This window comes from Ralstonia mannitolilytica (assembly GCF_905397375.1).
Lineage (GTDB): Bacteria > Pseudomonadota > Gammaproteobacteria > Burkholderiales > Burkholderiaceae > Ralstonia > Ralstonia mannitolilytica.
Genome location: NZ_CAJPVG010000004.1, coordinates 82,943 through 107,402, shown reverse-complemented (window position 1 = coordinate 107,402; position 24,460 = coordinate 82,943). Strand labels below are relative to the sequence as shown.

Annotated in this window: 20 protein-coding genes; 8 read left to right on the top strand and 12 right to left on the bottom strand. The window is 66.5% G+C overall.

Translation table 11 applies throughout. From position 1 onward, the window contains the following. The first annotated feature begins 230 nt into the window (after window positions 1-230). From KHN96_RS10465 to KHN96_RS10450, 4 genes are read left to right on the top strand one after another with little or no spacing between them, the layout of a single operon-like run. Window positions 231-1,076, top strand: a complete 846-nt coding sequence (locus tag KHN96_RS10465) for an ABC transporter substrate-binding protein (protein WP_045787370.1) — start codon at window positions 231-233, stop codon at window positions 1,074-1,076. A gap of 47 nt (window positions 1,077-1,123) precedes the next feature. After that, complete coding sequence (locus KHN96_RS10460; RefSeq protein ID WP_045787371.1) at window positions 1,124-1,819, top strand: amino acid ABC transporter permease; 696 nt, start codon at window positions 1,124-1,126, stop codon at window positions 1,817-1,819. Window positions 1,820-1,821: 2 nt separating this feature from the next. After that, complete coding sequence (locus KHN96_RS10455; RefSeq protein ID WP_045787372.1) at window positions 1,822-2,514, top strand: amino acid ABC transporter permease; 693 nt, start codon at window positions 1,822-1,824, stop codon at window positions 2,512-2,514. Continuing rightward, entirely contained in the window at window positions 2,511-3,260 is a 750-nt protein-coding gene (locus KHN96_RS10450) for an amino acid ABC transporter ATP-binding protein (RefSeq protein WP_274520118.1), read from the top strand. Before KHN96_RS10455 ends, KHN96_RS10450 begins: the two co-directional genes overlap by 4 nt. Window positions 3,261-3,334: 74 nt before the next feature. Here KHN96_RS10450 and KHN96_RS10445 read toward each other — a convergent pair whose 3' ends face one another. The 9 genes from KHN96_RS10445 to KHN96_RS10405 all read right to left on the bottom strand — a co-directional run bounded on the left by KHN96_RS10445 (window position 3,335) and on the right by KHN96_RS10405 (window position 18,685). After that, entirely contained in the window at window positions 3,335-4,258 is a 924-nt protein-coding gene (locus tag KHN96_RS10445) for a glutamate/aspartate ABC transporter substrate-binding protein (protein WP_045787373.1), read from the bottom strand. Between the two features lie 112 nt (window positions 4,259-4,370). Next, window positions 4,371-5,639, bottom strand: a complete 1,269-nt coding sequence (locus KHN96_RS10440; RefSeq protein ID WP_045787374.1) for a D-amino acid dehydrogenase — start codon at window positions 5,637-5,639, stop codon at window positions 4,371-4,373. Window positions 5,640-5,790: 151 nt separating this feature from the next. Beyond that, window positions 5,791-7,161 (bottom strand): exopolysaccharide Pel transporter PelG, encoded by a 1,371-nt coding sequence (gene pelG / locus KHN96_RS10435; RefSeq protein WP_045787375.1) that lies wholly within the window; start codon window positions 7,159-7,161, stop codon window positions 5,791-5,793. Then, a complete protein-coding gene (pelF, locus tag KHN96_RS10430; protein ID WP_045787376.1) occupies window positions 7,161-8,792 on the bottom strand; it encodes a GT4 family glycosyltransferase PelF in 1,632 nt (543 codons plus the stop codon). Before pelF ends, pelG begins: the two co-directional genes overlap by 1 nt. Further along, window positions 8,789-9,775: a tetratricopeptide repeat protein gene (locus KHN96_RS10425; protein ID WP_045787377.1), complete on the bottom strand. Its 987-nt coding sequence runs from the start codon at window positions 9,773-9,775 to the stop codon at window positions 8,789-8,791. The genes pelF and KHN96_RS10425 overlap by 4 nt, the downstream gene beginning before the upstream one ends. A gap of 18 nt (window positions 9,776-9,793) precedes the next feature. After that, window positions 9,794-11,227: a PelD GGDEF domain-containing protein gene (locus KHN96_RS10420; RefSeq protein WP_062738298.1), complete on the bottom strand. Its 1,434-nt coding sequence runs from the start codon at window positions 11,225-11,227 to the stop codon at window positions 9,794-9,796. Further along, entirely contained in the window at window positions 11,227-11,787 is a 561-nt protein-coding gene (locus tag KHN96_RS10415) for a transporter (RefSeq protein ID WP_045787379.1), read from the bottom strand. The genes KHN96_RS10420 and KHN96_RS10415 overlap by 1 nt, the downstream gene beginning before the upstream one ends. 57 nt (window positions 11,788-11,844) lie before the next feature. Then, the gene (locus tag KHN96_RS10410; RefSeq protein WP_045787380.1) at window positions 11,845-15,846 is read right to left on the bottom strand and encodes a tetratricopeptide repeat protein; all 4,002 of its coding nucleotides are present in this window, start codon (window positions 15,844-15,846) and stop codon (window positions 11,845-11,847) included. Next, window positions 15,833-18,685, bottom strand: a complete 2,853-nt coding sequence (locus KHN96_RS10405; RefSeq protein WP_244855862.1) for a bifunctional glycoside hydrolase/polysaccharide deacetylase family protein — start codon at window positions 18,683-18,685, stop codon at window positions 15,833-15,835. The genes KHN96_RS10410 and KHN96_RS10405 overlap by 14 nt, the downstream gene beginning before the upstream one ends. Window positions 18,686-19,115: 430 nt before the next feature. Between KHN96_RS10405 and paeA the strand changes: the two genes are divergently transcribed. After that, entirely contained in the window at window positions 19,116-20,432 is a 1,317-nt protein-coding gene (gene paeA / locus KHN96_RS10400) for a polyamine export protein PaeA (RefSeq protein WP_045787381.1), read from the top strand. Here the strand turns inward: paeA and KHN96_RS10395 are convergent. Together KHN96_RS10395 and KHN96_RS10390 are read right to left on the bottom strand one after the other, a co-directional pair. Further along, a complete protein-coding gene (locus KHN96_RS10395) occupies window positions 20,372-20,854 on the bottom strand; it encodes a carboxymuconolactone decarboxylase family protein (RefSeq protein ID WP_045787382.1) in 483 nt (160 codons plus the stop codon). The genes paeA and KHN96_RS10395 overlap by 61 nt on opposite strands. Continuing rightward, window positions 20,851-21,300 (bottom strand): MerR family transcriptional regulator, encoded by a 450-nt coding sequence (locus KHN96_RS10390; RefSeq protein ID WP_244855861.1) that lies wholly within the window; start codon window positions 21,298-21,300, stop codon window positions 20,851-20,853. The genes KHN96_RS10395 and KHN96_RS10390 overlap by 4 nt, the downstream gene beginning before the upstream one ends. Before the next feature lie 259 nt (window positions 21,301-21,559). Between KHN96_RS10390 and KHN96_RS10385 the strand changes: the two genes are divergently transcribed. The 3 genes from KHN96_RS10385 to KHN96_RS10375 all read left to right on the top strand — a co-directional run bounded on the left by KHN96_RS10385 (window position 21,560) and on the right by KHN96_RS10375 (window position 23,504). Further along, window positions 21,560-21,835, top strand: a complete 276-nt coding sequence (locus KHN96_RS10385) for a hypothetical protein (RefSeq protein WP_045787384.1) — start codon at window positions 21,560-21,562, stop codon at window positions 21,833-21,835. A gap of 112 nt (window positions 21,836-21,947) precedes the next feature. Further along, complete coding sequence (locus tag KHN96_RS10380; RefSeq protein WP_045787385.1) at window positions 21,948-22,736, top strand: MipA/OmpV family protein; 789 nt, start codon at window positions 21,948-21,950, stop codon at window positions 22,734-22,736. A 327-nt stretch (window positions 22,737-23,063) separates the two neighbouring features. Then, window positions 23,064-23,504: a hypothetical protein gene (locus KHN96_RS10375; RefSeq protein ID WP_233902585.1), complete on the top strand. Its 441-nt coding sequence runs from the start codon at window positions 23,064-23,066 to the stop codon at window positions 23,502-23,504. A gap of 66 nt (window positions 23,505-23,570) precedes the next feature. Here KHN96_RS10375 and KHN96_RS10370 read toward each other — a convergent pair whose 3' ends face one another. Beyond that, a complete protein-coding gene (locus KHN96_RS10370; RefSeq protein WP_045787387.1) occupies window positions 23,571-24,452 on the bottom strand; it encodes a substrate-binding periplasmic protein in 882 nt (293 codons plus the stop codon). Window positions 24,453-24,460: the final 8 nt, after the last annotated feature.

Sequence of the window (24,460 nt, the reverse complement as noted above, 5' to 3'; positions counted from 1 at the left end):
AAGGCCGCTCCCTGCCCATCCACGCACGCCCGACACCCGCTTGTGCGCCCTGTCCCGACCCGCTTGCCAACCCGCCTCTCGTGCTGCCGCCTGGGCTATAGTTGGGCGTTCCACAGCTGTCATATGGTTATCCGGAGTTCGCGCAGCCAACCCGGCTGCATGCCTGTATGCTCGCGGTCGATCTTGATCTGCACGCTGTCACCCACCCAAGTCGTCAAGGAGGAAACACGATGAAAACAGACCGACGTCTGACGCAATTGGCCGGCGCCGCCGTCCTCGCTGCTGCCACGCTGGTCGCCACCACGGCGCATGCCGACCAGCTCGCCGACATCAAGAAGAAAGGCGAACTCGTCTGCGGCGTGCTCGGCACCGACGAGCCGTTCAGCTTCCTGAAGGACCCGATGAGCCGCGAGATCGTGGGCTATGACGTCGACATGTGCGATGCCGTGGCCAAGAGCCTCGGCGTGAAGCCGGTGCTCAAGCAACTGGCCGTGGCCGCGCGCCTGCCCGAGCTGCAGCAAGGCCGCGTCGACCTGCTGGCCGCCTCGCTCACGCACAACCACGAGCGGGAGGCACAGATCGACTTTTCGGTGTCGACCTTCATCACCGGCCAGAAAGCCATGGTCAAGAAGAGCAGCGGCATCACGTCCCTCGCCCAGCTCGATGGCAAGAAGCTGCTGACGGTCAAGGGCTCCACCATGGAAGCCAACATCGCCAAGACCATCAAGAATGCCGATGTCGTGTCGTTCGACAACAGCCCGCAGGCGTTGCTGGCGCTGCAACAAGGCAAGGGGGTGGCTTACGTGAACGACGAGACCACGCTGGTCGGCAACATGGCCAAGATGGGCCCGACGGCCAAGGACTACGCGATCCTGCCGCAGAGCCTGTCGACCGAGCACATGGCGCTGGGCATCCGCAAGGGCGAGGCGGGCTTCAAGAAGCAAGTGGACGACGTGCTGCTCGGCATGGAGAAGAGCGGCGAAGCGCAGAAGCTCTACGACAAGTGGTTCGGGCCCGGCACGAAGATGAACTTCCCGCCGCGCGCCTTCAAGATCTCGACCGACAAGATCGATTAATTGCACGTCGGGCCGCCCAGACGCTGCGCTGGGCGGTATGAGATTCCATGCCCCAATTCGATTTGTCGATGCTGCTCTCGGGGCAGTATCACCAGTGGCTCGTCAGCGGTTTCTTCCTGTCGATCAAGCTGTCGGTGCTGGCCTTCGTGCTGGCGCTGCCGCTTGCCATCGTCGTGGCGCTGCTGCGGCTGGCGCCGGTTGCGCCCTTGCGCGGCATCGGCCAGACGTTCGTCGAGGCCATCCGCAACGTACCGCTGCTCGCCCACATGCTGTTCTGGTATTTCGGCGCGCCGCAGATCCTGCCGGAGTTCATCCGCGACTGGCTCTACAGCCTGAACTACGAGGCGGCGAGCGCCGTCATTGCGCTGGTGCTGTATACGGCGGCCTACATGGCGGAGGACATCCGCAGCGGCATCCGCTCGATTCCGAAGGAACAGCTTGAGGCCAGCCGCGCGCTCGGACTCTCGTTCCTGCAGGCCATGCGGCTGGTGGTGCTGCCGCAATCGCTGCGCGTGACCGTCCCGCCGCTGGTCAGCCAAACGTTGAACCTCTGGAAGAACTCGAGCATCGCCATGGTCATCGGCGTGGCGGAGCTGATGTACCAGGCGCAGCAGGTGGAAAGCGCGACCTTCCGCGGCTTCGAGGCCTTTGCGTTTGCCACCGCGGCCTATCTGACCATCTCGATCGCGATCACGGTGTTCTCGGCCTGGTACCAGCATCGCTTTCCGGTGAGGACGCTGTAGCCATGCTCGACCTCATCCAGACCTACGGCGTCTATTACCTCGTCGGCCAGTATCCGAACGGGCCGCTGGGCGGGCTGGCGCTGACGTTCCTGCTGGCATCGGCCGGCCTCGTGCTGGCGCTGCCGGTGGGCATCGTGCTGGGCCTGTGCCGCGTGAGCCCGATCGCCGCGCTGCGCGTGCCGGCCACGGCGCTGGTCTACGTGGTGCGCGGCACCCCGCTGCTGATGGTGATCTTCTGGGCGTACTTCCTGCTGCCCACCGTCACCGGGCACCGTACCGACCAGTTCAGCACCATGCTTACCGCGCTGGTGATCTTCGACGGCGCCTACCTGGCGGAGATCGTGCGCGCCGGCATCCAGGGCCTGCCGCGCGGCCAGATGGAAACGGCGCGCTCCCTCGGCCTGTCGTACATGCAGGCGATGCGGCTCGTGATCCTGCCGCAGGCGCTGCGCAACATGCTGCCGTCGCTGGTCAACCAGCTTGTCTCCACCATCAAGGAGACGTCGCTGGGCTACATCATCAGCCTGCCCGAGGTATCGTTCGTGGCGGGGCAAATCAGCACCGCCGTGATGGTCAAGTCCGCCGAGGTGTACGGCCTGCTCGGCATCAGCTACTTCGTCATGTGCTTCAGCCTGACGCGCGTGGCGTTCTACCTGGAGCGCCGGCTCGCAGCGCGTGCTCCATCCAAACCATGAACATGATCACGATCGAACACGTCGACAAGTGGTACGGCGATTACCACGCCCTGGTCGACGTCAACGAAACCGTCGCCAAGGGCGAAGTGGTGGTGGTGTGCGGGCCGTCGGGCTCGGGCAAGTCCACGCTCATCCGCACGCTGAACCGGCTCGAAGCGATCCAGAAGGGCCGCATCACCGTCAACGGGCAAGACGTGCACGCGCATGGCGTGAACGTGAACGCCCTGCGCAGCGGCATCGGCTTCGTCTTCCAGCAGTTCAACCTGTTCCCGCACCTGACCGTCCTGCAGAACTGCACACTGGCCCCGGTGCAGCTCAAGCGCATGCAGCCCCAGGAAGCCAAGGACTTTGCGATGGGGCTGCTGGAGCGCGTGGGCCTGCCGCACAAGGCCGGCGCCTATCCGAGCGAACTGTCGGGCGGCCAGCAACAGCGTGTGGCGATTGCCCGCGCGCTGGCGATGAAACCGCCGGTGATGCTGTTTGACGAACCGACTTCCGCCCTCGACCCTGAGATGGTCAACGAGGTGCTGCAGGTGATGAAGGACCTCGCCCGCGACGGCATGACCATGGTCTGCGTCACGCACGAAATGGGCTTTGCACGCGAGGTGGCCGACCGCGTCCTCTTCATGGACCAGGGTCAGGTGCTGGAACGCGCCACGCCCGAAGATTTCTTCCAGCGACCGCAGCACCCGCGGGCGCAACGCTTCCTGGCGGACATCCGCTCGCCGTGGAGCGAACCGGCCTGAACCTTTGGACAGCGGCCAAATAAAAAAACGGGGAACACTGTTCCCCGTTTTCTTTGGATGCGCGGCAACGCGGCTTATTGAATGGCCTTGTCGTTCGGATGCGCGTACAGCTCCTTCATGCCGGCCGTCATCGGGTAGTTCAGGTTCAGGCCCTTCGGCGGAATCGGCGACAGGAACCACTTCTTGTACAGGTCATTCGCCTTGCCCGACTTCATCAGGTCGGCAATCACGTCGTCGGCCACTTTCTTGAACGCCGGATCGTCCTTGCGCATCATGCAGGCGTAGGTTTCGGTCTGCAGCGGCGTGCCCGTGACCACCCAGTCGTTCTGGTTCTTGGCCTTGGTGCGCTCGCCGTACAGCAGCGGCTCGTCCATCACGAATGCCACGGCGCGGCCCGATTCCAGCGTCAGGAACGCCTGGCCGTGATCCTTCGCCAGGATCAGGTTCATCTTGTCGGCGTCCTTGGCCTCGCCATTCATCTTCTGCAGGATGCGGTCTTCGGTGGTGCCGGCGGTGGTCACCACGGTCTTGCCCTTCAGGTCGGGGAAGTCCTTGATGCCCGAGTCCTTCTTCACCAGCATCAGCATGCCGTAGATGAAGATGTTGTTCGAGAACGCGACCTGCTTCTGGCGCTCCAGGTTGTTGGTGGTCGAGCCGCACTCAAAGTCGATCGTCCCGTTCTGCAGCAGCGAGATGCGGTTCTGCGACGTGATCGGCGTGAGCTTGACCTGCAGCTTCTTGCCCACCGCCTTTTCCACGCCGGCAACGATCATGTTGGAGATCTCCTGCGAATAGCCGGTGATGGTGTTTGCGTCAGCCTGGTACGAGAACGGAATGGACGACTCGCGATAGCCGACCGAGATCACGCCCGATTGCTTGATCTTGGCCAGCGTGTCGCTCGACTGCGCCTGCGCACCGGTGGACAGCGCGGCCAGCGCACCGGCCGCAACCAGCGTCAGGCCAGACAGAATACGTTTGGTCGAATGCAAGGTCTTCATGCTTCCCCTCCTATGGGTGTGTTCGCTCCAGACTACTTGGGTTACCAATTGGCGCGGGCCGGATACGCATCATCGAGCCTGCGCGCTCGGTCTTTTGAATCTCGCTCTTGTGTCACGACGCCAGCGCATACGGCACTGGGGAAACCGCGGGCTTGCGGCCGGCAATCAGATCCGCCAACAAGCCTGCACTGCCCAGCGCCAGCGTAAAGCCCAGCGCTCCGTGACCAACGTTCAACCACAACCCTTCCACCGGCGACGCCCCCACCACGGGCACCCCCGTTGGCGTTGCAGGCCGCATGCCCGCCCACGGCGCCGCATCGGCACCCGCGTCACTGGCGCGCATGGCGCCCGGAAACAGCGCGCGCGTTTCGTCATACAGCGTCTGGGCGCGGCGCGTATCCAGCGCTGTCGACCAGCCCACCAGATCGGCCATGCCCGCCACACGCAACGTCTGCCCGATGCGGGCATAGACGATCTTGCGCGCGGCATCCGTCACGCTGATCACCGGAGCAACGTCGCCTTCCTCCAACGGCAGGCTGATGCTGTACCCCTTCAGCGGATACAGGCCGGGGTCGATGCGCAATGGACTGAGCAGCCTTGCGCTCGTCACGCCCGCTGCCATCACCACCGCATCGGCAGCAACCTGTTCGCCATCCTCAAGCTTGAGACCACGCACACGGCGGCCTTCCGTCCACAAGGATTGCACGCCGGTATTGAAGCGCAGCGTCACGTTCGGCATCTCACGCAGCCGGTTGAACAGGCCGACGCAGAGTTGATGGCAATCGGCCACATCTTCGTCAGGCGTGTAGATGGCACCGACGATCTGGTCGCGCACGCCGGCAAGCGCTGGCTCGTGAGCGATGGTCTCGTCGGGCGACAGCGCGTGCTGCTCACAACCCAACGTGGCCTGATAACCGACCTGCGCGCGGGCCGATTCAAACGCCGCCGCATCGCGGTGCACCACCAGCTTGCCCCGCCGCGCAAAGCTGAACGCCAGGTCCGGCGCCGCCTCGCGCAGCGCTTGCATGCGCGTACGGCTGTAGAACGACAGGGCCAGCAGCTCGCGCGTGGTGCGCTCGGCACGCTCACGATTGCACGCGGCAATGAAGCGCAGGCCCCAGCGCAGCAGCGCCGGGTCGAGCGAGGGCCGCAGGCGCAACGGCGAATCGCGGCGCAGCAGCCAGCCGGGCACATGCGACAGGACGCCGGGGCCTGCCAGCGGCGCCACGTAGCTGTAGCTCAGCTGGCCGCCATTGGCATAGCTGGTGCCCTCGCCCGGCCCGGGATGACGCTCGACCAGGGTGACCTGATGGCCGTCCTGAGCCAGGGCGTAGGCTGTGCTGATGCCGATGATGCCTGCGCCGACGACTGCGATGTGCATGAAGGAGCTGCGAGTTGAGGAGATGGTGCGCAGCTTAAGGAGCGTGGGCGGGGTTGCGCAAATGCGGAGTTGTTGGGGGGGATGTTGTGCGGCTATGGGTCTTTGCCTCGGGATTCCGGGGCGTGTTCGGTGCATCCCCGGTTTCATCCCCTCACTGCAACATAAACGTCTCGTACTCCAACCGCCCAAGCTTCCGATCCAGCATCACCAGGCTCGCCATCACCACCAGCAGCAGCGACACGGCAAACCCATACCCGTACCAGGCCGGCCCAAGCTGGAGTGTGATCCACGTCAGCACGCCGTTGAGCACGACAAACGCCGCGGTCAGGGCGAGCACGACGCGCCGCCGGTCGAGGTAGAAGAAGATGTTCACCACGCCGAGAAAGACGACCTGCAAGCTCGCGGCAATGGTGTCGACATACAGCAGCGGCAGGTACAGCTCCGAAATCTGCAGCACGCGCAGCACCGACGCGCCCACCGCAAACAGCACCAGCGCGGCCATGGCCTGGATCTTCACGATCTCGTACAGGCCCGCGCGGATGGTCTGCACCATCGTGTTGCGCATGTCTTCGATGTGCTCCAGCGATGCCCCGCCCCGCACGGCGTCGTAGAACGCGTCGTAGTACTCGACGAAGTCCGTCTCGATGCGCACGAGGAACACCGCCATGCCGGGAATGATGCCGAGGTACGCCAGGAACACCGGAATGTCATAGATGACCGACGCATTCAGCGGGCCGATCACCTGCTGCCCCGTGCCCGGCGCATACCAGAACATGAACTTGTCGAGCCAGATGCCGAGGTTGTACAGCAACCCGATCAGCATGAGCGACGGGTACGCGAACCGCCGATCGAACACCTCGAACGACAGGAAGCGCCGGCCGCTGAAATTGCGGTAGATGAGCGCGGCCATGCCGATCAGCAGGCACAGTTGCCCCGTGACGAAGCCCAGCAGCAGCCCTTCCAGCCCCAGCCGGTTGAACAGCAGCGCCAGCAGCACCGTGAGCGTGTAGCCGAGCAGGAAGATCCAGACGATCGCCTTGTACTGCTTCATGCCCGACAGGAAGATCACCGCGATCCAGATGTTGGCCATGACCACGAAACCGGCCAGCATCAGCAGCCGGTAGATGGCCGACTGCTGCGCAAACGCAAACAGGATCACCAACAGCCCAAGCCCGCCCGCGACCAGCGTCATCACCAGCGACACGGCGTGGTAGTTCGGCAGGATCAGGTCGTCGCGCTTCTCGAACAGCCGGTCGGACGTGAAGCGCGTGAAGGCAAGCTGCAGCGGCCCGGTCAGGATCAGGCTCACCGCAATCAGGTACGTGACCGACACCTGGAACTGCGTGATGAGCGAGCCCGGAATCACGAACGGCAGGCTGAGAATACCGATCAGCAAGATTCCGACGATGGACAGGATCCACGGCCCGGAACTGATGATGCCGGCGTAAGTGTAGGCGCGCAGCAGCCCGAGCAGGCTGTCGCGCTTGAGCATCTTGCGCAGTTCGAAACCAATGCCGGCCATCAGCGGGCTCCCTCGTGCGGCTTGTTCTGCCGGGCGTGGTGCGGGCACGCCGCCGCGGCAGCAGAAGCGGCCTTGGCACCCGTGTCTGCGGTGTGGTCCGGCAGCGTGCGCAGGTGGTCGTACAGCGCGCGGTAGGCCCCCACCATCATCTCTTGCGTGTAATAACGCTCGACGCGGGCGATGCCGGCGGCTTGCGCCTGCTGCCAGCGCGTTTCGTCGCGCAGCAGCGTCAGCACTTCAGCGGCCAATGCGGCGGGGTCGGCAATGCGGACGACCGCGCCGGCGGCACCCAGGGCTGCGTCTTCGCCATCGAGGCCGAACAGCAATTGCCGGCACGACCCGACATCCGTCGTCACGGCCGGCACGCCCGCGGCAAAACCCTCGAGCACCACCAGGGGCAGCGCCTCGCTGATGGAGCTCAGCACCAGTACGCCGACCTTGGGCAGGATGTCGTCGATCTTCTGGAAGCCCAGGAACTTGATGCGATCGCCCAGGCCCAGGCTTTCGGCCAGGCTGTGGCATTCCTGTGCGTATTCCGGGTCTTCGTCTTCGGGGCCGGCGATCCAGCCTTCGGCATCGGGCATCTCGCGCGTGATGGTGAGCATCGCGCGAATGAAGGTCTTCACGTCCTTGATGGGCACCACCCGGCCGATCAGGCACATCACAGGCGGCACGTTTGCCGGGCGCTTCTCGCGCAGCGCGGCCAGGCGCGGCAGGTTGATGCCGTTCGGGATGCTGCGCGTCTTCTCTTCCGGCGCGCCGTCGAGCACCTGACGCCGGCGGTTGCCTTCATACAGCGCGACGATCTCTTCGGCGGCGTCGTAGCAGACGCGGCCCATGGTCTCGAAAAAGCGCACCCAGAGGTCGCGGAAATAGCTGATCTGCGCGATGTCCTTTTCGAAGATGCTGCGGTTGTCGCGGATCCACTGGCTCTGGAACAGGTCGATCTTGCGTTCCTTGGTGTAGATACCGTGCTCCGACACCAGCAGCGGACGCCCGCGCCGGTAGCGCAGCAGCGCGCCCAGGAAGCCCGCATAGCCGGTGGAAACGGTGTGGAACACCTTCACCGGGATGAGGTTCTCGGCAATGCGCACGAGCTGCCACAGCGGCTTGTGCATGATCCGCACGGTCCAGAAGTAATCGGTGAACGACGGGTCGGTGCAGTAGCGCCGGTAGTAGTCCGTCATCATGTCCCAGGCGCGGTGGCTGTAGAGGAACTGCTCCTCGGCAAGCGGTCCGCCGTCGCGCAGGTCGGCGATGGAGGCACGGATCAGCTCGGCCGTCTCTTCCCTGTGCGCGGCAGTGGTGGCGTGGCGCAAGGCATCGTGCAGCTTGCGCGAGCGCTCGAAGGCAGCGGCATCGCCGCCGCTGGCCTGTACCAGCGGCGGCGGCGGGAAGTCGTACAGGTAGTGGCACTCGAGGTGCACCACGTTGTCGGGAAGGGCGTAGACGGGCTTGCCGTAATCCTCGCGGCGGCTGCCGATGAAGACAACGGCGAAGCGGATGTCTGGAAATGCCCGGATCATCTGGTTGACCCAGCTCGACACCCCGCCGCTGACGTAGGGGAACGTCCCTTCGAGCAGGAGCGCAACGTCGGCGGACTGGGCGCGTGGGAATTGGTCGTCGCTCATGATGTCCAGTAGCGCAACAGCGGGCGCAGCAACGGCAGCGGCGACCGGCTGGAGAATTGCGCCAGCGCCGCGCGCGCGCCCGCGTAATCGCGGCGCAGGTAGCAGGCCTCGGCCAGGGGCGGCAGCAGGCGGTCGCGCGGGAAGCCGAGCGCCTCGGCGCGGCGCAGGTGAGCCTCGGCCACGTCCGGCTCGCGGCGCGACAGTGCCAGCCGGCCGCGCATGTACCACAGCGCGGCGTTGTCGGGCTGGATGTCGAGCGCGGCGCTGGCGTAGCGCTCGACCTGCTCGGCGGTATAGCGGTACACGTCGCCCTGCACGAGGTTCTGGTAGATCAGCTCCCAGTACAGGTCAGCGAGGCGCTTGTTGATCTCGTAGCGGGCCTCGGGCGTGGCGGCCTCTTCCAGGCGCGGCAGCTCGGTCAGGATTTTCTGCGTGAGCACCTTCTCGGCGTTGTCGAGCATGCCGTAGGCCAGCAGGCGGATGTCGTCCACGGGGTCGGCCAGCAGGTCGCGCAGCACGGGGCTGGCGGTGCGCGTGGGCATCGACTGCATGGCCACCAGCGCGGTCATGCGGCTCTGCACCGGTGCGCGTGCGTTGCCGAGCTGGGCGCGCAGCCGGGCCCCGCCGCCGTGCGTCACGCGCGAGACCAGGTGCGCCACGAAAACGGGCAGCCCCACCTCGGCGATGTCCTTGTCGTCTTCGGGCCGAGGGAACAGCTTGCCCAACAGCAGGCCGCCCAGCACGACCACGCCACCGCCCACCGGCACGAAGAAGGACAGGGCCGCCAGGTAGCCGTACGTCCAGACGAACGGCACGCGATAGCGGCGCGGCAGCAGGCGCCAGGCAGCCAGCCCGATCAGCGCCGCCGCCCCCGCCTGCAGCACCAGGCACGACAGCAGCAGCGCGAGGCTGTTGCCGGCACGCAGTGCCATGGTGACTGCGGCGATCTGCGCCGCGATCCCGCCGAGCGTGAGCTTGAACATGTCGATGTGCCCCTTGGCTCAGCCGTCGAGGTGGCAGCGCGTGAGGAAGCGCTGCAGCGCTTCGCCCGGGTGCTCGCCGGTCACATGCAGCGTCTGCACGCTCACATGCGCGCCTTCGAAATCCACGCCGAACTGCGCGCGCAGGCTGTCTTCGATGCGCACCAGGTACGCCGACACGGCGCCCGCGCCAGACAGCGGCATCAGCGTGATGATGGCGCGGCGCGCCTTGCCGCTGGCCTGCCACACGACATCCAGCGCGCGGCGGCTGCGCACGACGCTCTCGAACAAGGCATCGCTGGCTTCGTCCTGGTCAAAGATGAGCGCCACCACCGACGAATCGATGCCGGTATCGCGATGCAGCCGCGCCAGGCGGCCGAGGTCGAGCGCAAACTCGTACGGCGCATCGGGCACGAGGTCGAGAATCTCCGAGCTGACGGTGAGGTGGCGCACGCCATCGGCGTAATAGCCGAGCAGCACCATCAGGAACTGCAGGTTCTCGTACGACAGCGAGAGGAACGGCATCTGCTGCACGACCACAACGCCGATCAGCTCGTCGGCGCCCGAGAGCACGGGCGCGCACGCCACATAACGCGAGCTGCCTTCGTGGCGCAGTTCGGGCGCCTGCGGATGCGCCAGCGTATGCGTCTCGATGCAGTGGCGGATCAGCGGGTCGTCCGCCACGATCTCGAATGGTGCACCCACGCGCGCCACCGGTTCGGCCTCGATGCGGTTGCCTGTCACGCGCGCCATGGCGGCAACCTCCAGCTGGCAGGCCTGCGCCGTCCATTGCAGGAACGCCACGGCACCGGGCAGTTGCGCGACATCGGCCTGCGCTGTGCCGTCGCCATGCTCGCGCGCGGCCAATGCGATGTTGCGCAGGTGCGTGAGCGTGTCGCGCAGCGTGGTGGGCTTGGCCAGCAAATCGTTTTCCAGGCGCTCGTGCGACAGGCGCAGCAGGAAGTGGTTCTTCGTGAGCGCGGCTAGCCGGTCGTTGAGATAACCGTTGACGGTGCGTGCGCGCGAAAGCCGCGCGCCCCAGATGTCGCCAAACTGCCCGCCGATGAGCACCAACATCAGCCCGCCCAGGAAGTACATCCGCGGGAAGCCGCTGGCAGCGGCCGCGTGTCCGTAGAACAGCCACCATGCGCCCAGCACCACCAGCGCGGCCATCGCGCCGAGCAGCGTGCCGTAGCGCAGCGCCAGGATGAGCGGCACCAGCCACATCCACGGAAAACCGTAGCCGAGCAGCAAGGGATTGTCCGGAACGAACAGCCAGACCAGGCCGATGGCCGCCACCGCGGCGCCCAGCGTTTCGAGCACGGCGGTCGGGCTCGAAGCCGCCGGTGCGATGAGCCGCCCATACCAGGTCGATGCGCCGATGCCCTGCGCGTTGCGGCGGCGCTCGTTGGACCCGACCTGACCGCGTGCCTGTTGTGCCGCTTCGGTCTTCATCAGCTCCGGCCCAGCGGCGACAGCAACTCGCGCAGCAGCTTCTGCGCCACGGCCGACACGGCGTCGCGGCTCCAGCCCGTGCGGCTGCCGGCGGCGCTCCAGATCACGTTGCCGCTCTGCACGTCGATCACCTGCAGCGTGATCCCCACTGCGGGCTCGCCGTCCACGCCGACCTTGTAGCGCCACTCGTCCACGGCGCCGGTCACGGCGTAGCGGGCCTTTTCGCCACGCGCCCATTCCAGCGCACGTGCCACGGCCTCGCGCTCGGCCGGCTCGAACAGGGACTCGCTATTCAGGCTGGCCGGATACTGCTTGAGGTTGGTGAAGCCGCGCGCCTTCAGCAGGCTGGCGACGATGGTCTCGGCGCGCAGCCCGGCCTGCGGCGTTTCGGTGTAGTTGGCGATGGGCAGCACGACCCACGCATCGGACGCGCTCGTCGCCGGCGCGCGCCCGCTGTCGACGACCGCGCAGGCCGACAGCGCGAGCGCCAGCCCGACGCCCGCAACCGCACCCAGCCAGCGGCGGCGGCCGGCCTTGATCTTGTTGAGCCAGGGTGTCATTGCTTTCTCCGTTGTGTGCTTCATGTCGTTCTTTCCCCGTATGCCTGTTCCTGTGTGTCAGTAAAGCCAGCGGTAGCGCAGCCCGATCTCCGTCATGGGCGACGTGCCCGCGCGCGTGATGGAGGCATGGCTGAACACCAGCGCCAGATGGTCGTTGCCGAAGACACTGCCGGCCACGCCGAGCTGCACCTGCGTCCCCCACCCTTCGCGATTGTCACGCAGCACCCCGACGTCCATGAACGGCCGCCACGCACGCGTATAGCGCTCAAGATAGTCGGTGCCAAACCCGAACAGCAGTCCGAATTGCGTGAACGAGCGCGGCATGAAGGCATCGGCCTCCAGCGTCGCCCCGCTCGGCAGCAGGCGTCCGAGCAGCGCGCTGGGCGTGCCCGAAGCGTTGTAGCGCGCGTGGGTGCCGACCACGCGGACGGTGTAGTCCGGATACTCCATGCGGAAGCGGTAACCGGCTTCGGCGTCGAAGACCATGCCACTGCCGAGGAACGAGCGATCCTGGCCGTAGAACCGGTTGCCCTCCACACGCGCGCGGATGTACTCGCGCTGCGTGAGGCGCCAGTTGCCGCCGATCGCCACCAGGTCTTTCACGCCGCCCACACGCAGTTGCGTGGTTTCGTTGGCGGGCTGGTTGCGGCCGGCCGACAGCTCGGTACCGAACGGTCCGGCCTGCCCGAGCAGCCCGTCCACCCGGAATGCATAGAACGAGGCCAGGCCCTGGCGCCAGCCGACCGTGCCCTTCCATTGCGTGTCTTGCGTCTGGTACTGCGAGATCCAGTCGACGCTGCGGTCCTGCGCCGGCACCCCGGTGAGCTGCGTGTCGTCGGTCGAGCGCTGGTTGCGCTGGGTCGCGCGCAGCAGCGCGCTGGCGTGGTCGGTCAGACGGATGCCGGCGGCCGCGCTCGTCTCGAAGTACGTGAGCGGCGCCTGCTTGAACCAGGTCTCGCGCGGCTCCAGCGCCTGCGCGTTGGTCAGCAGCGTTTCCCGCACCCGCTGGTGGAGCTGCTCGTCGTCGGGTGCCGTGGACAAGCCTTCGAACGACAGGCGCTGGGCCTCGCCCAGGCGGTCCGTCAGCACATTGGCGTCGATACGGTTGTACAGCGGGATGCGATCGGGCGTGTCGTCGAGCAGGCGATTGAGCGTCTGCAGATCGCGCTCGGCCAGCGCGATGGAGATTTCGGCATAGGCCGGGCGCGTCATGCGGCGGGCGTATTGCTGCAGCAGCCAGGCGCGGGCCAGATCGTTCGCTTCCTGTGACAGTGCCCAGCCCAGCGCGGCCTCCTTGGCGACGGCGGAAACGAGCTGGTCGCTCACGGGGTCGCGCTTGCGCTTGTCGGCCGGGCTTTCGGGCGGCTCGGGCGGCAGCGTATCGATGTCGCCCAGTTCGGATTGGGCCATGGCGGAGCGGCCGCCTTCGCGCGCCTGCTTCGTGGCGCGGCGATCGTCACGCAGCAACTCGATCAGCAGACGCTGCGACAGGTCGCCCGACGCGAACGTCTGGGCCAGCGCAACACGGCGCGCCCGCAGCTCGGTGCGTGCGTCCTGTTCCAGCGGCACGGCATCGTCCTCGCCCACCGTGACGCGCGTGCCCGTGCGGCGGGCGGCCGGCGCGGCGCCCGACGGCTTGGCGGCGCGCGCGCCATCCGCCTTCCACAGCAGCCACCATGCCTCGCGACGCAGGCCCCAGGCGGCATCGGCCTGACCGGCCATGTCGCGCGCGTCGGCATAGGCTAGCAGCCACAGCGGATCGGTCTGCATCGACCTGCCCTGGCGGCCCAGGAAATGCAGCGCAAGATTGGCATCGAACAGCTGCAGGCCGGCTGCCGCATAGGCGGCCCAGTAGGCGGAGTCGTTCTCGGCCTCGCCACGCCACCGCGCCAGGGCGCGCCTGAGCTCGCCGTTCTGGCCGGAATCCAGCAGGCTCCACAGGTAGGCGGCCTTCACGTCGCTGCCGGCGTCGGGCAGCGAAACACCGCGGCGCAGATCGCGCATGGCGGCATCCCAGCGGCCGCTCAGGCGGTAATACTCGGCGCGCGCTCCGAGCACCCCCGCGGACTGCTCGGCGGCGCGCCGCTGTTCCGGCCTGAGCGACGCCAGCAGCGCGTCGATGCGGCGGAACGCACGCGCCCGCGTGTAGTAGTAGATGGCCTGCTGCAGCTGGGTCATCGTGCCGTCCTTGCGGAAGGCGAGCTCGGCCAGACGGCCGGCGTCGATGGGGCTGCCGTCGTAGAAGTCGATCATCGTCGCCAGGTCATCCGGCTGCACGTTGCCGCCAATCAGCAGCTGGCGATAGGCCTCGCGCGAGAGGTCGTCGCGCTGGTTCAGTCGCGCGAGCTGGGCGAATGTGCGCCAGTAGAGATCGTCCGTCGGCGACGCCACGTTGCGCGCGGCCTGCATGGCGGCAAGCGCCTGCTCGAACCGCACCCGCACGTAGAGCAGGTTCGCGAGCTTGAGCGCATACCCGGCGTTGGGGCCGAATTCCTTCTGCAGGCGCACGTAGGCATCGTAGGCCACGTCGTCCTTGCCGGCGCGTTCGGCCAGCATGGCATAGCGCTCGAGCACAGCCTGGCGATGCGCGCCGCGCGCGATGCCGGTCAGATAGGCCAGCGCCTGCTCCGGCTCGCCCAAGCGCTCATACGCCGCGATGACCTGGTCGAGCAGCTTCATGTCGCCCGGCTGGCGGCTGGCCTCGTAACGCAGGGCGGCCAGATAGGCGTGGTCTTCATTGAGCGCCGGCGCCAGGCGCAGGACGTTCTGCCAGGCTGCATCGTCGCCGCTCGATTGCGCGTAGGCCAGCCAGTACTTGAGCGCCGCCATCGGCTGGCGATCCCATTCGGCCACCTGCGCGGCGCGCTCGGTCCAGATCTTCAGGTCGGGGCGCTGGCGCACGGCCGCTTCTGCCACGCGCAAGGCGTCGCGCAGGTTCCCGCTGCTCAGGAAGACGCGATACGCGAGGTCGTAATCGTCTGCATTGAAGGGGGCAATGCCACGTGCGATGGCCTCGCCCGCCGGACCGGCGCTCTCGGCCACGGTGCGGATGCGCGCGGCATGGCGCTGCGGATGCGAGAGGCCTTGCGGGCCATCCATGAACACCACGTCCGCCAGCGTCGGCAGCGGCTCCGGGCGGCCGGCAAACGTCCACTCGTGCGGCGCCGTGCCCGCCACCAGGGCGGGCTGCCCCTCTGCCCCGCGCCACGACAGATGCAGCAGGCGTCGCGCGTACTGGTCGGCCAGATCCGGCCGGTTGCAGGCCAGGGCCAGGCGCGTGAGAAAGCGCAGCGTTTCGGCATCGTCGAGCAGCGGACCTGCGCGCCGCTGCGCTTCGGCCATGGCGTCGTTGAGCAGGTTGCCGCCCTGCAGGGCCTGCAGGCCGGCGATGAAGTAGCGGCGCTGCGCGTCGATCGACTTGGCCTGGGCCTGCGCGGCAAAGTTGGCCTCCGCCGCGGCGCGATATTCGCCAACGCCGAGCGCGATCTCCGCCGTGCGCGCCTGCCATTGCGACGCGCGGGCGACGTCCTGCCTGGCGAGACGCTGATAGAACTGCACCGCGATCGCGCCCTGATCCAGCGCGCGAGCCTTGGCGGCGAGTACCTCCAGTTCCGGCGCCGTCCACTGGAACCCCTGTGCCTGCTTCAGGAGCCCGCGCAACGCATCGAGCATGGCAAGACGCTGCGGATCGTTCGGCTGCAGCGCATACGCACGCTGTTCGCGGATGGCGATCTCGAGCAAGAGCGCTTCGCGGTCGACCGATGCGTCGTGCAGCGCACGCATGCGGACGAGCATGGCTTCAGCCTCGTCCAGGCGCCCGGTGCGGACGTACTGCGCAGCCAGCACGCTCAGGAACTCGCCATCGTTCGGGCGGACACGCAGCCACGCTTCGAGATACGCCACCGACAGGGCATCGACCTTGCCGCCCTCCAGCAGGCGCGCCTCCAGCCGCTCGCGCGGGAACATCAGCGCGAGCGCCAGCCCGATCAGCGCACCGAGCGCACCGATCAGCCAGGGCGGCAGCAGCCGTTCACGGGGGGGCAGGTCAGCAGACCACATCGACGCGCTGATAAGTCACGGATTGGGCGGCGCCACCGGGCAAGTCGATGCGCAGGCTGTCACCCTGCGCCACGGCCGGCGCGGGCGGGTCGACCTTCACACGGCATGCACCGGCGTTGGCAACGCGCACGAACGGCTTGTAATAGCCCCCCACCTCGAACGAGATGCCGTTGCCGGTGCGCTCGAACCTGCGCACAAACGCGGCGGCCTCGGCAATGTAAGGCAGGCGGGCGGGCTCGGCGGCGGACGTCATGGCAAAGCGCGCGGCACCGTCATCGAGGTGGATGTAGAGGCCGCCGGCGGCCTTGTCATAGCCCGTCACGCCGTGTGCGTCGGCCAGGCGCGGCGTGCCGGGCGCCATCCAGCGCAGCTCGCGCAGGTCACCGTTGCCGCGCACGACCCATTGGTCGCCGTCACGCGCGATCGCCATGTCGCGAAAGTCGAGCACCTTGGCGACGTACTCGGTGGTGTACAGGGGCAGCACGGGCTGCGACAACGCGTAGTCGTAGACCTTCTTCAAGGCCTTGAGCGACGCCAGCTTGGTGCCCGAATACATGTGGTAGTAGATGTTGATGGGCTTGAAGCGATACGGCGTATCGGTCATCTGCAGCGTTTCGATCAGCCGGTCGAAACCGTAGAAGGGACCGGTCCAGTCGTTCGTGTAAACGTTTTCGTTCTGGTTCGGCGCAAACACCTGGTAGGCCCCCGCGCCCTTGTCGATGCCGAGCGGCGCGATCTCCGTCCACGACGGAGAGCTGCGCGTGATGACGGTGTCGCCGCCGTTGATGTTGACCACGCCGGCCTGCCACGCCATGCGCACCGCCACGTCCGGCGGCTGGCAGTCGCCCGACCACTGCAGGATCTTCACGCGCTTGCCCGGCGGCGCAAGGCGTTCGTCGATGTAGCGGATGGAACCGGCAATCTCGCGCTCCAGGCTGAACTTGTAGCCCGGAATGGTCAGCGCGAAGGCCGTGTCGCCGCCGCCCGCATCCTTGCCCGGCCCCGCCGATGCAGCGCCCAGCACCGTGCGGCTCCAGTCGAACGGGTGCGAGTAGGTATGCGAGCCGAGCTCGACGTACGGTAGCGCGAACATCTTGCGCGCAACCGCCTCCAGGCGCGGCGAGAGCTTCGGATACAGGCCCGTGGAGCCGACCTCGCCTTCAATCACCGACAGCGTGGTCGGAATGCGGTACTTGTCCCAGATGTCCTGCAGCAGCACCTCGCCCGAATACTCCGGGCCAGGAAACTCGGCGCGCGAAGCAAACCCGTCGCCATCCACGTGAACGAGCATCAGCCGGCGGCCATTCTCGCTCGTCACGTCGGGGATGGGCATGTCGGGCAATGCCAGGGCGCGGCGCAAGAATTCGAGCGGCTGCACGATCCAGCGCGCCTGCTCGAGGGTGTCCATCGAAAACACCGCGTACGGGTTCAGCACATAACCGCCCCACTCGGTGACGGCCGCGGCATCGAACTCGAAATTGCCCGACTTCAGGCGCAACAGCGACTGCCCATGCGCGCCCACCTGGATCGGCTGAGCCTCGCGCCGCTCAGGGCGGGGGGCCATCTCGAAGCCGATCATCTTGTCTTGCGACACCACGGTCAGCGGGCCGGTGGCGCGCCCCGAGACAAGCTGCAGCTTGAGCAGGCTGGCCATGCCCGCATCGGCCGGCATGCCGAACTGGTTCATGAAGGCGATGCGCACGCCGTCTCGGATGCGCTGCCGCACCCATGACGTCAGCGCCCCCACCTGCTTGATCGGGCTCGTATTGACCCACACGACCACGCCAGCGTAGCGGTCGGGCGGCACGTCGGCGGGCAGCGGCTTGTTGATGTCGGCGTATTCGACGTCGTAGCCGAGGAAGTTGAGCGGCATGGCGACAAAGCGCACGCCCTCGCTCGTGTCGATCGTGTTGCGGGGGTCGCGCTCCTGCAGGAACAGCACCTTGCGCGGCAGTACCTCGATGCGGCCCACGCCAATGGTCGAAAGCTCCGGATCGGTCACATACGGAATCAAGCCCTGTGCCTTGATGCGCTGGGCCGTCTCGCGTGCGCAGGCGCGGTCGGCGGCGGGGCAATAGTCGATGGAGATGACCGGCAGGTGGTATTCGTCGCGGATCGTGCGCGCCTGGCCCATCAGCCATGCACGGTCGGCGTCGCTCACGTTCCTGTACTGCTTGGCGCCTTGATCCCACCCGCGATACAGCGACTCGAACGCCACGGCGTACGCCTGGCCATGCACCTGCGGAAGGATCTCGAAGCCGCGGTTGAAGATGAGCTTCGCCTCCGGATAGCGCGCCTTGATCGCGCGGATCGTGCGCACCATGCCGGCTTCCTGCGCAGCGCGTGCAGCATCGTCCTTGGCGACGAGCTGGTACGAATCGAGGGTATCGAGGAAGAAGCCCCGGTAACCCTTGTCCCACAGCGGCTTGATGACATGCTCGACATAGAACGCCGGCCACTCGGGCTGGGCCTGGTCGACCACGCGCGAAGCCCACGCGGCGTTGTCGCCCAGCAGCCAGGCCTTCGGCAATGCCTTGTACCACTGCCGCTGCGGCGTCACCTCGCCCACGCTGACATACGCGAACCACTGCGTGTGCGGTGTGTTCCAGCGGGAGGGGTCGAAGCCGTGGTCAGGCTCCACCACGACCACATCGAAGGCGCGCAGCTGCGCCACAGGCGGCTTGTCCCCGTAATACCACGCGATATTCGGCGAGGCGACCGCTGATGACGCAGCGCTGAGCGCACCGGAACCGGAAGTGGCGGTCGCTTGCTGCGCAATCGACACGCAAGGCGTCAGGCTGATCGCAGCCGCGCAAAGCACGGCCCACCGCTTGAGCATCCTTGTTGCATTCCCCCGTTTCCCCCCGGTGCGCCGTTGTAGACGGCTGAGAATCCCCATGAACTGCGACTCCGGTATGCAACTGTGTGCATCGGTTGGGCCGGTCTACGCCGGCACGGAAAATTGACGCTTATGGTTGCGCCTGCCGGAACATCTGCTGAGTTCTCGACCGCCAGCCCAAGATGCAGGCCCCGCAAGGCTTATCGAGACAGTATGTCCGAGAGCGCAAGTATCGCCGATGGTGCGGGCACCGGGCAAACCACTTTTTTGTTGACCGCACCCCCCTCTTTGACATAGACAATTGTTTGCATTGTCGCCAGCGCTGCATCGTTGGGAGCGGTTTGACAAACCAATCGGCGCTGCACCATGATGAGCCGGAGCCACATTCCGCCCGAGCGGGCCATGCTGCAGCGCCGCCCGCCCCCACATCATGTCTGCCTTCACGCTTGTTGCGCTGATGCTGATCAGCGCCTTCTTCTCTGCCTCCGAGATTGCCCTGACGGCCTCGCGCCGTACGCGCCTGCAAACCCTGGCCGACGACGGCGACAACCGCGCCCTGCGCGTGCTGCAGCTGAAGGACATGCCAGGAAACTTCTTTACAGTGGTGCAGATCGGCGTGAATGCCGTCGCCATCCTCGCCGGCATCATCGGTGACAGCCAGGTGTCCGCGCCGCTGGCGGCATGGCTGGGCGACTGGCTGCCGGCCGGGCGCGCCGAACGCATTGCCAACATTGCCGGCTTCATCATCGTCACGGGGCTGTTCATCCTGTTTGCCGACCTGCTGCCCAAGCGCCTGGCGGTGCTCTACCCCGAGCGCTGCGCCATGGGCATCATCGGTCCCATGCAGACATGCCTGCGGGTGCTGCGGCCCATCGTCTGGCTGTTTAACGGCACGGCCGACGTGTTCCTGAAGCTGTTGGGGGTGCCCACGCAGCGGGTGGAGCAGATCACCACGGAAGACATCACTGCCATGGTGGGCGCGGGGGCCGAGGCCGGCGTGCTGCGCAAGCACGAGCTTGCCGTGATCGAGAACGTGTTCGAGCTGGAGTCGCGCACCATCACCTCGGTGATGACGGTGCGCGACGAGGTCGTCTATTTCACGGTGGACGAGCCGCTGGAATCCATCAAGAAGAAGATCATCGCGCAGCCGCACGCGGAATACCTCGTCTGCCGCGACGATATCGATTCCGTGCTCGGCTTCATCGCGTCCAAGGACATCCTGCAGCAAATCCTCTCGGAAGAGTCGTCGGCCGTGATCCGCAACCTCGGCAAGCACTATGACAAGAACCTGCTGGTGCTGCCCGACACGCTGAACCTGTCGCAGGCGCTCACGCGCTTTCGCGAGATGCACGAGCGCTTTGGCGCGGTGGTGAACGAATACGGGCTGGTGGTGGGCGTGGTCACGCTCGATGACATCGTCGGCGCGGTGATGGGCGACATCCTCTACCTCGGCGAAGACGAACAGATCGTGCGCCGCGACGACGGCTCGTGCCTGATCGACGGCGTCACGCCGCTGGGCGACGTCAAGCGCGCGTTCGACCTGGACGACCTGCCCGGCGAACATCATGTCGAAACGCTTGCCGGGCTGGTCATCTATGCGCTCAAGCGCATTCCGAAGAAGAGCGAGACGGTCGACATCGGGCCGCTGCACATTGAAGTGCTCGACATCGACAACCACCGCATCGATCAGCTGCTCGTCTCGCGCCGCATCGACCCGCCCGCCGGCGCGGCGGCATCGGCATCGTGATCGGCAAACACCTCCTTGGCGGCAAACATGCCGTTGAGCGCCGCCGGAAAGCCGGCATATAGCGCCATCTGCAGGATCGTCTCGGTGATCTCATTTCGCGTGAGGCCCACGTTCAGCCCTGCCGCGATGTGCACCTTCAGCTGCGGCGTCGCGTTGCCCATCGCCGTGAGCGCGGCGATGGTGGCGATCTCGCGCTCGCGCAGCGTCAGGCCGGCACGGCTGTAGATGTCGCCAAAGCCGAATTCGACGATATAGCGGCCGAGATCGGGTGAGATGTCGGCCATGGCCTCGACCACGCGTTCGCCGGCCACATCATCGACCTCCTTGAGCTTTTGCCAGCCCCGGGCGTAGCGGTCGTTCTGCGGGTTGGCTTGGTGTGCGGCCTGCGGTGCGGCGTCTGCGATGCGGGTGATCGGGGTCATGCGCTTCCTCTCAATTGGCGTTTAGGTTGGCGAGATGGGGAAGGGGAGCCGCCCACATCATCCGCGCCTTCGATCCGGGCCCGGATGTCGTCGTAGACGACGAGCTTCGCGCGCAGCACGGCCAACGTTTCGGCCCGGGCACGCAGCTCCGCTTCCAGCGCCGCCGCATGCTCTTCCAGCAGGCGCCGGCGCGCCGACACACTCTCCAGGGTATCGCCCTGCCGCCGCAGCGCCGCGTACTGCCGCATCCGCGCAATCGGCATTCCGGTGTCGCGCAGGCGCAGCACGAACGCGAGCCACGACATGTCTTGCGCACGGAACACGCGATGGCCGTTATCGCGCCGCTGCACGGTGTCGAGCAGCCCGATGCGCTCGTAATAGCGCAGCGTGTGCGTCGACAGGCCCGTAGCCTCGGCAACTTGGGCGATGGTCAGGAAAGTGGTCATGAACGCAGCTTAGGAGTTAGAGCGCACTCTAAGTCAAGCCACTTTAGCGCGATTTTGCAGGCCGCCGGGAGAAGCGCTGCGCAGCACCGAGGGCCAGTGCGCCGTTACGCCCGCTTACACCGCGGGAAGAACGCTTACAAACGGCGGTCATCGCGGCCGCAATGCGGGGCGTTTTTGGAGACATGGATCGCAAATGGGACGAGATCCATGTATCTGGAGTCCCGCCACTATCCCGCTTGTTCCGCTCAAGGAGTCTCACATGAAAGTCGCTCAATCCCTGGCCGCCCTGATCGTTGCCGGTGCCTTCGCAGCCCCGGTGTTCGCAGCTGGCACCGCGTCCGCACCGGCCGCCGCACCTGCTTCGGCTCCGGCCGCCACGGCTGCGGCAGCTGATACGGCCTCCGCGCCGAAGGCCGACACCAAGCACGCCAAGAAGAAGCACCACGCACACCAGAAGGCCAGGGCTGCCGCCAAGTCGGAAGCCAAGACCGACGCAGCATCGGCCCCGAAGGCCGCCGAGCCGGCCAAGCAATAAGGCTCGCTTTGCCGTCAGGAACGCCGGGCTCGCCCGGCGTTTTCCATTGGCGCGCGCGGCCGCATCGGTGCTCTACAATGGCGCGCCCTCCACTTCTGCTCGCGCCCTTCCCATGCTGCGTCGTCTCGCATCCTCTGCGTTGCCTGCCTGCCTCGTGACCGCATCGCTGTGCGCGACATCCGCGCGGGCCTCGGTGGCGGATGCGCCTTCATCCGACTGGAGCGTGGCCGTCGGCCCGGCGGTCTACGTGTCGCCCAGATATCCGGGCGCGAAATCGAGCTTCGTGTTTCCGTGGATCGATCAGGAGATCGAGTACAAGCATCGGTTCTTTTCCAAGGGGATGGACTTTGCCGGCGTGTACCTCGCCAACAACGACACGTGGCAGGTGGGCGGCAACTTCCAGTTCGACCCGACGTGGCGCCATGCGCATGACGACGCGCGGCTGAATGGCCTCGGCAATGTCAACGCCACGGTGCGCGCGAAGGCGTTCGCGCAGGTCACAGTGTCGTTCCTCACGCTGTCCACCGATGCGGAGCAGGACATTCTTGGCAATCGCCAAGGGTTGATCGCCAATGCCGATGCCTACGCGAGTGCGCCGGTCGGCCGCTGGCTGTTCAGCCTCGGCACGGGCGTGTCCTGGACGAACGGCCAGTACATGCGCACGTTCTTTGGCGTGGACGATGGGCAGAGCGCGCGTTCGGGCTTGCCTGTCTTCGTGACGCATGCCGGCGTGCGCGACCTGCACGTCAACGCCATCGTCAGCTGCAAGCTCGACGACCGCTGGACGGCCAACGGCTCGGTGACGGTTGCGCGGCTGCGCGGCGATGCGGCAGGCAGCCCCATCACGCAGCGCCGCCAGCAGACCACGGCGATGGCGTCGCTGACGTACCGCTTCCGCTGAATTCCCCGTCGCACGTGTGCGCCCACGCGGCGCAATCGCTTGCGCAACGCACGCCGCGGCTTGCCTCGGCAACGGTTTTACGCGAGCCAATCCGGACATCACACCAGAAGTTGCGCAGCGTGCATCTCACCCAAACGGACCATGCTTCCTTTTCGCAACAGGCATGCACCTGGACTAGCGCAAGTGATCTCGCTTTTTTGATAGTCTGTTCTGCAAGCGGCGATCAACCCGATCGGCGCGTGGGCGGCGAGCGGTGTCCGTCATGAAACCGACACGCCCGCAAGACAGGAGGGCTTGACCATGTTGCGGTGGATTGCAAACTGGGCCTTGAACCATGCTCCCTCTCCCGAAAAGCAGGCCGAGCGCGCGCTGAGCGAGTTGCGCATGGAGCTGTACCAGGCAGAGCAGCGCGTGCTCGACGCGCAGATGCACGCCGACTATTACCGCGCGCGCATCACGTTCCTGGAAGACGTCGTCAAGAAGGGCATCGAGCGCGTATCGGACCAGCGCAAGGGCAAGCAGGAAAGCGCGCATGCGCTGCGCGCAGGGCTGAAGTTCACTGCCGAGCTGTGGCGTGAATCGCAGGCACGCGAGCCGCACGCGATCAAGCGGCGCACGGCCATGTCGTTCATCGAGCCGCACGACGCGCAGGCCGACGACTCGCATGCGCCCAAGATCCACCACTTCTCCAAACTGCCAGTCGACTCCCCGTTCGACGACAACGTGAGTGCGTTGCCGTCCAAGCACGCCGCAAGCGAGAAGCTGTAGCGCGCGAACTGGCCGCCGATTGCAGTCCGCACTGCCAATTGGCCGGATACGTCGACATGGTGCCGCCTATGGCGCGACCATCGACACGCCGTACTGCGCAAAGATGCGCTGTAGTTCGCCACTCGCGCGCAATGCGTTCAGCGCCTCTTCCAGCGCCTGCGCCAGGGCGCGCTGATCCGCCTTCACCGCCATCCCGATCGCCCACCCGCGCGCAGGCAGCAGCGGCGACTGAAGCTGCGTGACGGCAAAACGCGCGGCAGGCTGGCCCTGTGCCTTGAGCGCGCTTTCATACTGCGCGCGTGTCACCATGGCTGCGACGATCTCGCCCGAGAACAACGCACGCAATGCCGCATCGGCGTCGGCGTAGATCTTCACCTTGTCGCGCAGCAGCCCCTGGCCGGTGGAGAGCAACGCATTGGCGCCGGCCGAGCCGCCCTCGGCACCGGTGGCCTGGCCCACGAGATCGTCGAACCGGCTGACCTGCGGGATGCGTTCACGGTCGTACGCGAGCACGAACTCCTCGCGGTGATACGGCGCGAAGATCAGCACCTGCGGGTTCTCCCGGATGAAGGCGGGGTCCACCGGCACGTGCAGCATGACGTCGGCCGGGCCATAGCCGAGGTAGTGTCCGCGCCACACCATGTTGCGCAGATCGTCCGACATGCTGTCGTCGCTGGCGTCAAACGGCAGCAAGGCGGTCGACAAGCCCATCTGCCTGCTCAGCGCACGGGCCAGCGCTACGTCGATCCCCTCGAACTGGTCGCCGACGTTGCCCGAGAACGGCGGCAACCCCTTGTACAGCGCGATCTTCAGGCTGCCGCTCGCGCGGATCTTCGCCATGTCGGCGTGCGCCGGCGCGGCGGCCGCGAAAACGGCGGCCACGGCAACGCACAGGCCGACAAGGCGGCGGCAGACGCGTCCTATGTCCAGCAACGGACGGGGGCTCATGGGCTTCT